The organism is Butyrivibrio sp. NC3005, from assembly GCF_000424545.1.
In the GTDB taxonomy this organism is placed as follows: Bacteria; Bacillota; Clostridia; order Lachnospirales; family Lachnospiraceae; genus Butyrivibrio.
This window is the reverse complement of sequence record NZ_AUKC01000006.1, coordinates 92997-106206: the sequence shown is the minus strand read 5'-3', so window position 1 is coordinate 106206 and position 13210 is coordinate 92997. Positions and strand designations below refer to the sequence as shown.

The following is a 13210-nucleotide window of genomic DNA, read 5'->3' as shown; positions in this document are numbered from 1 at the left end:
TTTGAAAATCAATTATATTTTGCATCTAAAACAAAAATTAGATGACATGCTTCTCTTCAAGCTTGCCAAGAATGTACTTAACTGCTTCATCTGTGCTATCAGGAGTAACCTTTTCACCAGCACCCTTCTTAACCTTATCTGAAGCCTTAGCAATCTGTGTAGGAGAACCTTTAAGACCGATGTTTGAATCATCAACGTCCTTAAGATCAGCTCTGCCCCATACAGTAACTTCTGTATCGAATGCATCAAAGATTCCACCAGGAGTCATGTATCTAGGCTCACCAAGCTCTGAAAGAGCTGTGATAAGAACAGGCATCTTAGCCTTTACCATGTGGTAACGGTCTTCGAACTGTCTCTTAACTGTAACAGTCTTCTCATTCTGATCAACTGAAATTTCTTCAGCATATGAGATAACTGGAATTCCAAGATGCTCAGAAATCTGAGGACCAACCTGAGCTGTATCACCATCGATAGCCTGACGACCTGTGATAACGATATCATACTCAAGATTACGAATTGCTCCAGCAATTGTTGTTGATGTTGCCCATGTATCTGCACCGCCGAGTACTCTGTCTGTAACAAGGATTGCTTTATCAGCACCCATAGCAAGAGCTTCGCGAAGAACTGTTTCAGCCTTTGGAAGACCCATAGTTACAACTGTAACTTCAGCGCCGTACTCATCCTTAAGTCTAAGTGCAGCTTCAAGACCTGCTCTATCATCCGGATTCATGATTGTAAGCATTGCACCTCTGTCCAATGTTCCATCCGGTTTGAATTTAACGCCGCCCTTTGTATCAGGGACCTGCTTAACACAAACTACAACTTTCATTTGTATTCTCCTTATTTATGTTCTGTAACTAAACAGTATTTACGAATTAGAAGCGATATTATTTCAAAAGATCACCAGAGATAACCATACGCTGAACTTCTGAAGTTCCTTCGTAAATCTCTGTAATCTTAGCATCACGCATCATACGCTCAACTTCGTATTCTCTAATATAACCATAACCACCAAGAAGCTGTACGCACTTTGTAGTTACATCCATAGCTGTCTCTGCTGCAAATAACTTAGCCTTTGCTGCTTCAACAGAATATCTGGACTGTGTTCTCTTAGCTTCTGCAGCCTTATAAACAAGGAGCTGAGCAGCCTCAACTTCTGTAGCAAGGTTAGCAAGCTGGAACTGTGTATTCTGGAACTGAGCAATGCTTCTGCCGAACTGCTTTCTCTCTTTTACATAAGCGATTGTTCTGTCAAGTGCGCCTTCTGCAAGACCAAGAGCCTGAGCAGCAATACCAATACGTCCACCATCAAGAGTGTGCATAGCGATAGGGAATCCCTTTCCACGAGCTCCAAGCTGGTTCTCTGCTGGAATTACACAATCTTGGAAGATAAGCTCATATGTAGCTGATCCACGAATACCCATCTTATGTTCCTTTGTTCCAAATGTGAAACCAGGAGTATCTTTCTCAACGATGAATGCTGTGAACTTCTTGCTCTTTCTTCCCTTAGCATCTGTAATGATATCTGTATAAGCGATGATGATATAAACATCAGCTTCCTTACCATTTGTGATGAAGCACTTAGAACCATTAAGAGTCCAAGTCTTGCCGTCTTCAGAAAGAACAGCCTTTGTCTGTACGCCCTGAGCATCTGTACCAGCACCAGGCTCTGTAAGACCGAATGCACCAAGTTTCTTACCAGATGCAAGATCTGGAATATACTTCTTCTTCTGATCTTCTGTACCATATGTAAGAATAGGATCAATACAAAGTGATGTATGTGCAGAAACGATAACAGATGTTGTTCCGCATACCTTTGCAAGTTCCTCTACGCACATAACGTATGTAAGAGGATCGCATCCCTGTCCGCCATATTCCTTTGGTACAGGAATACCAAGAAAGCCACTCTTACCCATCTTTGTAACTGTCTCTCTTGGGAAAGTCTCTGTCTCATCTGTGTCGATTGCGAGAGGCTTTACTTCTTTTTCTGCAAAATCTCTGAAAAGAGATCTTGCCATTTCATGCTTCTGATCCAGCTGAAAATCCATGTTTTTCTCCTTTTTCTTGTTTCCAAATATTTACAGAAACGTTTTAAAATATTATAGCAAAAAGCTTTTTACATTTCTGCTTTTTAAAATTTCAATTTGAAACTTTTTTAACAATTCTTTAGGCTTTCACCTTTCAAACATAAGTTTTAAGATGAAAGCCTTTTAATCACCTTTGAAAGCAATTATATGATTACTACTTCCTATATATCAAAGCAGTAACATTATATTTTTCTTACATATATAATGAATTTATAAATGTAAGAAGTCTTAATTCTACAAAAAACTATTTATCAAAGCTTATCTACAGGTGTCTTTGTTCTATCTTCATTGTACTTGTAGAAACCGATACCTGTCTTAACACCAAGGTGCTTAGCACGAACCATCTTACGAAGAAGTGTGCATGCACGATACTTGGAATCGCCAGTCTCATGATAAAGAACGTCCATAATTGCAAGAACGATATCAAGACCAACATAGTCACCGAGTTCAAGAGGTCCCATTGGGTGATTTGCTCCAAGCTTCATAGCGCTATCGATACCTTCGATGTCAGAAACGCCTTCGCTATAAACGAAAATACCTTCGTTGATAAGTGGAATAAGAATTCTGTTAACAACGAATCCAGGTGCTTCGTTTACCTGAACAGGAGTCTTTCCAAGAGTCTTGGAAATCTCAACTACGCGCTCTGTTGTCTCCTTAGGTGTGTTAGCACCAGAAATAACCTCAATAAGCTTCATAACAGGAGCTGGATTGAAGAAATGCATACCAATTACAGGCTTTGTAAGACCAGCACCAATCTCTGTAATAGAAAGAGAAGATGTGTTAGAAGCATAAATGCAATCTGGATTCTTTACAATCTCATCCTGAAGCTGCTTGAAACAGTTCTTCTTAATATCCATAACTTCAAGTGCTGCCTCAACTACAAGATCTGGATCTGTAGCAATTGTGTTAAGACCAGTCTTAACCTTTGCAAGAATTGCGTCAGCCTGATCCTGAGTCATTTTTTCCTTCTTTACAAGACGAGCAAGATTCTTCTCAATCTTAACCTTACCACCATCTGCAAACTCCTGCTTAATATCGCAAAGATATACGGTATCAAATGCATCGCACTGTGCGAATGTCTGTGCTATTCCGGAACCCATTGTTCCTGCTCCAATGACTGCAACTTTCATTGTATAAGTCCTCCTTAAATAAATTCATGTTCAGAAAGCCATATCTGACATTCTGTATTATAAAATTCCAAATTATTTATTCTGGAATGCTACGTGCTTAACCTTGGTAGGATCATCCTTTTTCTTAAGGAAGTTGCCCATTCCTTCTCTCTGATCCTCTGTTTCAAAGCAAGAACCAAAAAGCTTCTCTTCGATAGCTGCGCCACTATTAATATCTGTCTGATAACCATCATTAATAGCTTTCTTACAAGCACGAACAGCAATAGGTGCCTGCATAGCGATTGTACTTGCAATTTTCTTAGCTGTAGGAAGAAGTTCTTCACTAGATACTACCTGATTTACAAGACCGATACGAAGAGCCTCATCAGACTTGATATTTCTTGCTGTGTAAATCATCTGCTTAGCCATACCCATGCCTACAAGGCGAGCAAGTCTCTGTGTTCCACCAAATCCTGGTGTAATTCCAAGACCTACTTCAGGCTGTCCAAACATTGCATTTTCAGAGCAAATACGGAAATCACAGCTCATTGCAATCTCGCATCCGCCACCAAGAGCAAAACCATTAACAGCAGCAATTACAGGAATAGGGAAAGATTCAATCTTAAGGAAAAGATCATTACCCTTCTTACCGAAAGCTTCGCCTTCAGCCTTTGTAAGAGTGCTCATTTCTCCTATATCAGCACCAGCTACAAAACTCTTGTCACCTGCACCTGTAAGAATAAGGCAACGAACTGTATCAAGATCTACGTTATCAAATGCCGCATTAAGATCATCAAGAACTTCGCTATTAAGTGCATTTAATGCCTTTTCACGATCTATAGTAATGATACCTACTGCATCCTGAACTTCGTATTTAACGAATCCCATGTTGTTATTCCTTTCTCTTTATCCAATCATTGGATGTTATAGATGGCACTTTTTGCCATCAAAGTTAAAAACAAAAAACGTTTAACTCTAATCAATTTATTGCGCTGCTACGTTGTCTACGCAGCAGCGCGGATTTATTAAAATGGATTATTTATATAATTATCCTTCGTACTTCTCAACAACAGTAGCACATCCCATACCACCGCCGATACAAAGGGTTGCAAGACCACGCTTAGCATCTCTTCTCTGCATCTCGTGAAGAAGTGTTACAAGAATACGACATCCTGAAGCTCCAACCGGGTGACCAAGTGCAATAGCACCACCGTTAACGTTAAGCTTCGCTGGATCGAAGTGAAGATCTTTTCCTACTGCTACAGACTGAGCAGCGAAAGCTTCGTTTGCTTCATAAAGATCAAAGTCTTCAATTGTTAGACCTGTTCTCTTAAGAACCTTCTGTGTAGCTGCAACCGGACCTACACCCATGATAGAAGGATCTACACCACCAAGAGCACCAGCAACCCAAGTAGCCATTGGCTTAATGCCAAGTTCCTTAGCTTTCTCTTCGCTCATAACTACAACTGCTGCTGCACCATCGTTAATACCAGAAGCATTACCAGCTGTAACTACACCGCCTTCTTTCTTGCCAGAGCAGCACTTAAGCTTTGCAAGTGTCTCAACTGTTGTACCTGGACGAGGGCCCTCATCTGTATCAACAATAACTGTTTCTTTCTTTTTCTTGATTTCAACAGGAACAATTTCATCCTTGAACTTACCAGCCTTCATAGCTGCTTCACACTTCTGCTGGCTGTTTGCTGCAAACTCATCAAGTTCTTCACGTGTTAAGTTCCACTGCTCAGCAACGTTCTCTGCTGTAATCATCATGTGGTAGTTATTGAATGCATCCCAAAGTGCATCGTTAACCATTGTATCAACAAGTGTACCGTTGTTCATACGGTAACCATAACGTCCCTGCATTACTGCGTAAGGAGCCATAGACATGTTCTCCATACCACCTGCAACAACGATATCTGCATCACCTGCCTTAATCATCTCTGCTGCCATGTTTACACAGTTCAAACCAGAACCACATACAACGTTAACAGTAACAGCTGGTACTTCAACAGGAAGACCTGCCTTGATAGATGCCTGACGTGCAACGTTCTGTCCCTGACCTGCCTGAATTACACAACCCATAAGAACTTCGTCAACCTGATCTGCTGGAACATTTGCTCTCTTAAGAGCTTCCTTGATTACGATTGAACCCAATACTGGAGCTGGTGTTGTGGAAAGCTCTCCACCCATCTTACCAATTGCTGTTCTACATGCGCTTGCTATTACTACCTTCTGTGCCATTCTCTTACCTCCATACTTTTCACTCTTTGTGACTGAATATTTGAAGTTCCTTCAATAATAAACATTATTAAATTTATAAATATTTTTGTAGCTATGCTCCAAAAATCCAGCAAAACCAAACGTTTCAGATATTATTATCTGCAACAAGTCTGTCATTTGAATCCTGTCCTGCTTGTTAATTTTTTATCAGAACAATAGCATTATAACACACACCACTTTGAGATTGCAATAAATTTAACAAAGTGTAAGCGCTTACATTTTACTTTTATTACGCTGGAGATTCTTTTTTTTGATTTAAACGTCCCAACGTCAATATTATAACAAAAAAACATAGAGAAGTATATAAACTTCTCTATGTTTTTTAACAATTATTTAGCAATTGACATTACTGTTATCTTTTTGTAAATCAATTCAACTGTTCAATTATATAATTATGCTTCCGGCTCTATCAAACCATAAGTATTGCCTTTTCTCTTATAAACTACATTTGTCTCATCTGTTTCTGCATTAATGAAAACATAGAAGCTATGACCTAAAAGTTCCATCTGCACGCATGCATCTTCAGGATACATTGGCTTTATATCGAACTTTTTAACACGTTCAATACGAATCTCGTCTTCATCAACATAATCCTGATCAATAAATTCCTGTTTGAATGCAGTACGCTCGGCCTGATTCTTGTCAATCAGCTTATTCTTATATTTCTTAAGCTGTCTCTCAATAACCTCTTCAACAAGATCAATTGAAGCATACATGTCACTGCTAACCTGTTCAGAACGTATAATCTTTCCCTTCATCGGGATGGTTACCTCAATTTTATGACGATCTTTATCGACATTCAGTGTAACATTCACGTTAGTATCTTCGTTGAAATACTTTGCAAGTTTTCCAAGCTTGTCTTCAACTGCATCTCTAAGTCCAGGTGTTACATCAATGTTTTTACCTACGATTGTGAATCTCATAATAGTCACCACCTTATTCTTTTTTGAGTGCGACCCGAGGGCTCCTTCCTTACATCCCTCTTCTTTTCGCGGATTATGTTCCCGTAATTATAGATGATAAAACATTTGTAATACGAGAGCATCAGCTTTTTAATATGTACATTATACCATTTTATACATGAATTGTGCAACTATTTACTGTAATAATATTATTTTTTCATATTATTTTTCAACTTTATCTTTCACTAAAAAGACCCATCCACATCTCTGCAGACAGGCCTTAGTATATCAATATTATTATATATTAGAAAATTCTACGTACAGCAAGTGGTGTACGATATCCAGCATTAGAAATGATAATACCGGTTCTTGAAGTAGATGCGTGTACAATACGTCCTCCACCAATGTAAATTGCTACGTGACCTGAATAACATACAATATCTCCAGGCTGTGCATTAGCAAGTCCATCAACTGCTGCACCAACATTTCTATCAGCAGCAGAGCTATGAGGAAGAGATACTCCAAAGTTTGCAAATACACTCATAACGAAACCAGAACAGTCAGCACCATGTGTAAGGCTGGTTCCACCGTATACATATGGATTTCCTACGAACTGACATGCAAATCTTGCGACTGCTTCTCCAATTGAGCTTGTCTGAGTTGTAAATGACTGTGCAGACTTAACACTCTTTGAAGAACCAGATGACTTTCCAGAAGACTTACCTGAACTCTTACCGCCAGACTTAGATGAAGATTTATTAGAATCATTCTTCTTTGTAGCCTTCTCAGCTGCTTTTCTTGCCGCTTCTTTCTCTGCTTCTTCTGCAGCAAGTCTTGCTTCTTCTTCAGCCTTCGACTCTGCTTTTACGAATTCAGTTGAAAGTTTTACGTAATCCATTGATACGTAACCTTCACCTTCCTCGATTTCGACTCTAACCCAACCGTCGAGTTCTTCTTTAACAACAAGTTCATCTTCAATTGGAATAAGTCCAAGCACTTCTGCGTCTGTACCCGGTTTCTTACGAACCTTAAGTGTTGTAGTAGTTACAGTTGCAATACGTCTACCCACCTTAGGGGCAAGTTCAACTGCCTTTTCACCTGTTACACAAAACTCAGCTTTAACATAACCAGTTACACTTCCGGATTTAATCTTATACCAACCATTTTCTTCACCAAGAAATGTACCCACTGATTTGTTGTACAACTTACCTAGTATTTCAGAATCCTCGCTTGCTTTTTCTCTAACGTTAACATAGTTGTTAACCTGAGCGATTACGAGGTTGGAATATTCACTTTTATCATCCTTTGTAGCACCAGTTGCCTTCTCAATATCATTAAGGACATCTTCATCAACTCTTGATGCTAAAGGTGTTGTATCTGTGATAGTCTTTCCTGAATCATTCTTAGAAGTACCACTGGCACTTGTAGAACTATTATTAGAAGACTTAGATGATTCTGTATTAGCTGATGAGCTACTATCGCTCTTTCCTGACGTATTACTCTTTTCTTCAAGTTCTGATAATGAAAGCTGTGCATCGGCAAGCTCATATCCAATTCCTGCGGATGGAAGAACTTTTGTTGCCTTTGATGATCCTGCAAAAGCTTCAAAACCCATACTTGTAAATGTTACGGCAGCTGTCAGCGCACAAGCTGCAAGCCGCATATTCGCATTCTTCAATTTTGGCCTCCATAGTATGTTACGGATTTGTTACATCTTGTTTTAATATACTCTTCTAAGTAAATTTTGTCAATACTGTAACCAATTTTCGTGAAAAAATATTCGGAGTTTTTCATTGTTGTCGAATTACATGCCTTTTATGGGTGCTTTTTTATGTATTTTGCACAAATAAAAACCGGACTAATTTTCAAACAATTAGTCCAGTTATCTCCATTATGTACGAATAGTTTGCTAAAACCAAATAATAATTATTACGATTTGACAACTAAATATTCTTGAATGCTTGTAATTGCATTTGCACCATCCGCAACAGCTGTAACAATTTGTCTAAGCTTCTTTTTACGGGAATCTCCAGCTACATAGATTCCTTCAACACTTGTTTCTCCTGACTCGGGGGCTTTAACATACCCTTTCTCATCACATTCAACTAAATCTCTGACAAAATCTGTATCAGGTTTAATTCCGACAGCTATAAAACAAGCATCTGTTTGTATCTTTTTTTCTTCTTTTGTCTTAATATTCTCCACAAGAACATCTTCTACCTTTTCGTTTCCTTCGATTTTTTTAACAACGCTGTCCCATATCACTTCAATATTATCAATCGAAAGCAATTCTTTTTGCAGTATTTTAGTAGCTCTTAGTTCATTACGTCTATGAATTAAATAAACTTTACTGCATATTCTGGAAAGAAAAATTGCATCTTCAACTGCAACATCTCCGCCACCAACTACAACTGCTGTCTTCTTTCTAAAGAAAGCACCATCACATGTAGCACAGTAAGAAACGCCTCTTCCGCCAAATTCATTTTCTCCAAAAGCTCCAAGTTTCAAATGAGAAGCACCTGTTGCAATTAGAACACTTTTACTTTCATATTCGTTTGAATCTGTTTTGATTCGAAATATATTCTTATTTAAATCTTTATCTTCTGTAATCTTTTCAATTGACAAAACATCTTCTGTCACAAAAACCGTCCCAAGTTTATCAGCATGTTCCCTAAATTTCATTGCAAGATCAAAACCGTTTATTCCTGGTAATCCCAAATAATTATCAACTTCATAAGTATTAATTATTTGTCCGCCAGATATTGGATTTTTCTCAATTACAATATTTTTCAATTCTGCTCTTTGAGCATAAACAGCAGCAGACAAACCTGCAGGTCCACTACCTATTATTATTACATCGTACAACTCTTTTGACATGTATTCTCCTTTCTGTTAACAACATTGTGTTATAATAAATTAAATTTATTTCACATCATATTTTTAGTTTTCAAAATATGTGTAGATTTTTGGATGGTTCTTAAGTAATCAACTAGTTTGTATGACTTTTGAATCATATTATACATATTTGCGTTTACTTTTCAAGTAACTAAAAAAATACAATTATAAAGGTTTAAGGAAAATTTTATGAGTTTAAATGTATTAATAACTGGCGCCAGTCGAGGAATAGGCAAGGCTATTGCTGCTCGCTTTGCTAAAGAAGGTGCCAATCTCTATCTGACCTGCTTAAATAGTTATGAAAGTCTTTGTAATTTCTCAATTGAACTTTCAGAAAAATATAATATTATGTGCACCCCATATAAATGTGATGTTGGAAATTATGAAGAAGTAGCAACACTTTTTTCTACTATAGGACATGTTGATATAGTTATTAATAATGCCGGGATCGCGTGGTTAGGACTTTTTACAGACATGAGTATAGATGATTGGAACAAGATTATCCAAACCAATCTCACTTCTGTTTATAATACTTCTCATTTTGCAGTTCCTTTAATGTTAAGACAAGGCTCTGGTAAAATCATTAACATTTCTTCTGTATGGGGAAATGTTGGAGCCTCAACCGAGGTTGCATATTCTGCAAGTAAAGGTGGTGTTAACGCTTTTACTAAAGCTCTTGCTAAAGAACTTGCTATATCTAACATTTCGGTAAACGCAATTGCTTGTGGTGTTATTGATACAGATATGAATCGAAAACATTTATCAAATGAAGAACTTGAGTGCTTAAAAGAAGAAATACCAGCAGATAGAATTGCTACTCCAGATGAAGTGGCCGATATGGTTTTTACTATAGCTAATGCCCCAGGATATTTGACTGGTCAGATTATTAGTTTTGATGGCGGATGGATATAATTCTTAATTACTGACTATTCTCATAATAACTAGGAAAAAAATATATGAGAAAATATGCAGAAATAAATAATTTCAGTCAAAATGGTAATCAGAAAATGTATTAAGGTCTTTGTCTACAACAACATCTCCTCTTGTAGACAGTTAATGCAGCAAAAGCTGACAGTAAAAACATATCTTACTGTCAGCTTTTGTTATTCCAATGGTCTCAATGACCCATTTTCTTTAATATTTCATCAACTGTCTTTACGATTGCTTCTTCATCAAGAGGTTTTGCAATATACTCTGATGCGCCATCTTTTAATGCTTCTAGCATTTTTTGTTTTTGTCCGGCAGCTGTAACCATTATGACTTTTGCCTCAGGATTAAGCCTCATAATAAGCTTCAATGAATCTATACCATCCATAACCGGCATTGTAATATCCATTGTAACTATATCCGGGTTAGTGGATTGATACATTTCGTATCCTTCCTTTCCGTTTACAGCTTCACCAACAATCGTATGGCCATGACGCTCCAAAATATCTTTCAGAATTCTTCTCGAAGTTCTAGAATCATCAACAATAAGGATTTTTGCCATCTTCGCTACCTCCAAGCTTCACACAATTTTAGTTGCAGCTGCATCTGAAATCGTAATGTATACAACTGTATCATCGCAACAAATAGGTAATGAATAAATCTCTTCCGCTGAAATACTACAATATTTTGTGACATATTCAGGTGGATCTAAATCTGTTAATTCCTCATCTTCGCAAACTTTGGTAACATAGATTCCATTCATGCAATTAATCATTTCACATAACGCATCCAAAGTATCTTCTTTGGTTTCAATGAAATCTTCTTTGGTATAATCCATTGCTGTTTTTCTTAAATCTTCATAGTTTCCAGTAATTCCAACACAAAAAGCATCTTTTCCTGTCATTCTCTGGAATCCTATACAATCACCACTTACAACTTGCTTTTTTTCAACAAAACCAATTGTAACGTGAGTATTGAGAAGTCTATACCAGCTTTTTACTATGACTGTATATAGTTTACGAACTTCTTCATTTGCATCTCTAACAAATATAGGAACGATTTTTTCTATGTCATTAGCTCTTAGTGCTGTCATTTCTGATTCCATAAGTCCATGTGACTTCTGAAATTCAGTTATTTCTTTACTTACCTGTTCGAGCGAAACAACTCCATAATCAATTAAAGCCTGCGTAAATGTCAAAAATTCGCTTCCCTGTCGTTCCAGCAACCTTTCCACTTGTTCCGGCAAAAGATATCCTTTTTGAATAGCCAGTTCACCAAAAGGTGCATCTTGCATGGTCTGCATATTGTTGATCTCTTCTGCCTGTGCAATTGTCATTAACTGTTCTGCAACTGCAATTACTCCGATTCTAGCTCTGCTTTTAGCCTGTCTTTCATAAACCTGTTCCAGCTGCTGTGTGGTAATTCTTCCTCTTTCCACCAGAAACTGTCCCATCATTCGATCAAACATGTTTTCGCCTTTCCTCTCATTTGTGTTCAGAAAGCCATTAAGTCGCAATGTTTATATGATGATTATCGTATCCAAACCTAAAAAACTTGAGTAATTTTTATTATTTTGTGCGCCATTAAAATGTTATATTGTATTTACATCAGCTTCAGAAACATCTTCTTTATAATCTTCGTCAGATGTTGACTCCTTAACATCTTTTGCTAGTTGTGCATTTTTCTGAACAACTTTAGCTATTGTATCAGCAACTTCTTCTGCACTTGCACGCTTAATCATGTCCTGATCAGATACATTTCCTGCTACTGATCCCTGATTAGCATTAGCTGACATTGCTGACTCTGCTGCTGCCTGAAGTTCTAACATTTTTTCTTTCGGGAGCATGATATTTTCTCCCATAGGATTAATAGTAATGCCATCTTTATCTTCGACAAATCTTAGAATATCACGAAAAGCAAATACTGCTCCTTCAAATCCCTCTCTTCCAAACTTTTTCCCGAATTCAATTCCATCAGTAAAGACCGGAAGATAAACTTTATCATCCTTTGTCTTAAGAATTGGAAAACGAAGTCTTGTATCTTTATTAAAACGAACTTTTCCATCCTCAGACATTTCAACAGGACCTTCATGAGTAAGCGGTACGATATACATGCCATTTAGTACCAGACTTATCATTCTCATCTCCTTGGCATGTACTATTGCTGGACGTTTTTCATATTTTACAGGCCAACGAACTTCAGAAAGGAAATCCAACATAGCAAGTCTAAGCGAAGGATTTATAGGCGGGCGCTTTTCATTGTCCTGCCATGGTGCTGCAACAATCTCACTTCTAAGAAATCTTGCTCTATACTGTCCATTATCAATAATAATTCTCTCAATTCCAAGATAGTAAAGGTAGTCAAAAAATCCTCTATCAGTGTCTGATGCACCGTCTGGTCTTGCCGGACAATTTTTAACCACAAGCTTTCTATATTGACGGTTATATGCTTCAACCGCTTTATTAGCAAGTTCTTCGTCAAGATAAATATATGCAAATCCACCTTCTATAAAAGGATAATTCGTACGTGCATCATATATTGCATAATATGTTTTGGCATCACGAATTCTATTAAGAAGTTCGTTATAAATAATTCTGTGATTATCAGAAAAATTTGCAAGTTTTGCCTTTGCATTAAATACTTCTTGAGTAGTTAAAACAAATAACAATTCCTGAAGAGTCATTTCCTTCAAAACTTCTGGTGAAATCTTTTCTTCAAATACTAAAGGTCCGATTTCATCCTTTCTATCAGAAGACACTGGATCTTCCATTGTCTCAGGTTCTCCACCTGAAACCTTAATATGTGAAAGTGGAACAGGATGAGGCCACGGCAAATTTTCATGCTCTTTTCTCTGCTGTTCTACAAGTTTCTTGCTTGCTTCAAGCTTCAACTCAAGATTAGCAGCTTCCTCATCTTCTTTTCTCTTATTTCCCCCAAACAACCCAAATAACGCCATTAAAATATCCTGCTTTCCTCTTATATTTTTAGAAAAAATAGTACAAACGCACTA

At 37.4% G+C, this 13210-nt stretch carries 12 protein-coding genes; 1 reads left to right on the top strand and 11 read right to left on the bottom strand.

The genetic code is table 11. The features are described from left to right. Window positions 1–37 precede the first annotated feature (37 nt). From G634_RS0102860 to trxB, 8 genes are all read right to left on the bottom strand, one after another. On the bottom strand, window positions 38–829 hold the full coding sequence (locus tag G634_RS0102860; RefSeq protein ID WP_026504032.1) for an electron transfer flavoprotein subunit beta/FixA family protein: 792 nt from the start codon (window positions 827–829) through the stop codon (window positions 38–40). Window positions 830–887: 58 nt separating this feature from the next. Further along, on the bottom strand, window positions 888–2048 hold the full coding sequence (locus tag G634_RS0102855; RefSeq protein WP_026504031.1) for an acyl-CoA dehydrogenase: 1161 nt from the start codon (window positions 2046–2048) through the stop codon (window positions 888–890). 290 nt (window positions 2049–2338) lie between these two features. After that, complete coding sequence (locus tag G634_RS0102850) at window positions 2339–3217, bottom strand: 3-hydroxyacyl-CoA dehydrogenase family protein (RefSeq protein WP_026504030.1); 879 nt, start codon at window positions 3215–3217, stop codon at window positions 2339–2341. Between the two features lie 72 nt (window positions 3218–3289). Beyond that, on the bottom strand, window positions 3290–4084 hold the full coding sequence (locus G634_RS0102845) for an enoyl-CoA hydratase-related protein (RefSeq protein ID WP_026504029.1): 795 nt from the start codon (window positions 4082–4084) through the stop codon (window positions 3290–3292). A 159-nt stretch (window positions 4085–4243) separates the two neighbouring features. After that, window positions 4244–5437, bottom strand: coding sequence for an acetyl-CoA C-acetyltransferase (locus G634_RS0102840; RefSeq protein ID WP_026504028.1), 1194 nt, complete (start codon window positions 5435–5437; stop codon window positions 4244–4246). A 431-nt stretch (window positions 5438–5868) separates the two neighbouring features. Next, the gene (gene hpf / locus G634_RS0102835; protein ID WP_026504027.1) at window positions 5869–6399 is read right to left on the bottom strand and encodes a ribosome hibernation-promoting factor, HPF/YfiA family; all 531 of its coding nucleotides are present in this window, start codon (window positions 6397–6399) and stop codon (window positions 5869–5871) included. A 283-nt stretch (window positions 6400–6682) separates the two neighbouring features. Continuing rightward, window positions 6683–8056, bottom strand: coding sequence for a C40 family peptidase (locus tag G634_RS0102830; RefSeq protein ID WP_026504026.1), 1374 nt, complete (start codon window positions 8054–8056; stop codon window positions 6683–6685). 251 nt (window positions 8057–8307) lie between these two features. Then, window positions 8308–9255 carry a thioredoxin-disulfide reductase gene (gene trxB, locus G634_RS0102825; protein WP_035798660.1) on the bottom strand — a complete coding sequence of 316 codons (948 nt, stop codon included), beginning with the start codon at window positions 9253–9255 and terminating at the stop codon, window positions 8308–8310. A gap of 207 nt (window positions 9256–9462) precedes the next feature. Here trxB and ymfI point away from each other — a divergent pair, with 207 nt between their 5' ends. After that, window positions 9463–10185 carry an elongation factor P 5-aminopentanone reductase gene (gene ymfI, locus G634_RS0102820; protein ID WP_026504024.1) on the top strand — a complete coding sequence of 241 codons (723 nt, stop codon included), beginning with the start codon at window positions 9463–9465 and terminating at the stop codon, window positions 10183–10185. 205 nt (window positions 10186–10390) lie between these two features. Here the strand turns inward: ymfI and G634_RS0102815 are convergent, their stop codons facing one another. From G634_RS0102815 to G634_RS0102805, 3 genes are all read right to left on the bottom strand, one after another. Continuing rightward, window positions 10391–10762: a response regulator gene (locus G634_RS0102815; protein WP_026504023.1), complete on the bottom strand. Its 372-nt coding sequence runs from the start codon at window positions 10760–10762 to the stop codon at window positions 10391–10393. An 18-nt stretch (window positions 10763–10780) separates the two neighbouring features. Next, window positions 10781–11668, bottom strand: a complete 888-nt coding sequence (locus tag G634_RS0102810) for a hypothetical protein (protein WP_026504022.1) — start codon at window positions 11666–11668, stop codon at window positions 10781–10783. A gap of 123 nt (window positions 11669–11791) precedes the next feature. Continuing rightward, entirely contained in the window at window positions 11792–13156 is a 1365-nt protein-coding gene (locus G634_RS0102805; RefSeq protein WP_026504021.1) for an SseB family protein, read from the bottom strand. Between the last annotated feature and the right edge of the window lie 54 nt (window positions 13157–13210).

Bases quoted from the DNA above. Each gene is read 5' to 3' on its own strand.
- G634_RS0102840 (WP_026504028.1), bottom strand. From the start codon at position 5,437: ATGGCACAGAAGGTAGTAATAGCAAGCGCATGTAGAACAGCAATTGGT.
- G634_RS0102815 (WP_026504023.1), bottom strand. From the start codon at position 10,762: ATGGCAAAAATCCTTATTGTTGATGATTCTAGAACTTCGAGAAGAATT.
- G634_RS0102850 (WP_026504030.1), bottom strand. From the start codon at position 3,217: ATGAAAGTTGCAGTCATTGGAGCAGGAACAATGGGTTCCGGAATAGCA.
- G634_RS0102860 (WP_026504032.1), bottom strand. From the start codon at position 829: ATGAAAGTTGTAGTTTGTGTTAAGCAGGTCCCTGATACAAAGGGCGGC.
- G634_RS0102805 (WP_026504021.1), bottom strand. From the start codon at position 13,156: ATGGCGTTATTTGGGTTGTTTGGGGGAAATAAGAGAAAAGAAGATGAG.
- ymfI (WP_026504024.1), top strand. From the start codon at position 9,463: ATGAGTTTAAATGTATTAATAACTGGCGCCAGTCGAGGAATAGGCAAG.
- G634_RS0102810 (WP_026504022.1), bottom strand. From the start codon at position 11,668: ATGTTTGATCGAATGATGGGACAGTTTCTGGTGGAAAGAGGAAGAATT.
- G634_RS0102855 (WP_026504031.1), bottom strand. From the start codon at position 2,048: ATGGATTTTCAGCTGGATCAGAAGCATGAAATGGCAAGATCTCTTTTC.
- G634_RS0102845 (WP_026504029.1), bottom strand. From the start codon at position 4,084: ATGGGATTCGTTAAATACGAAGTTCAGGATGCAGTAGGTATCATTACT.
- hpf (WP_026504027.1), bottom strand. From the start codon at position 6,399: ATGAGATTCACAATCGTAGGTAAAAACATTGATGTAACACCTGGACTT.
- trxB (WP_035798660.1), bottom strand. From the start codon at position 9,255: ATGTCAAAAGAGTTGTACGATGTAATAATAATAGGTAGTGGACCTGCA.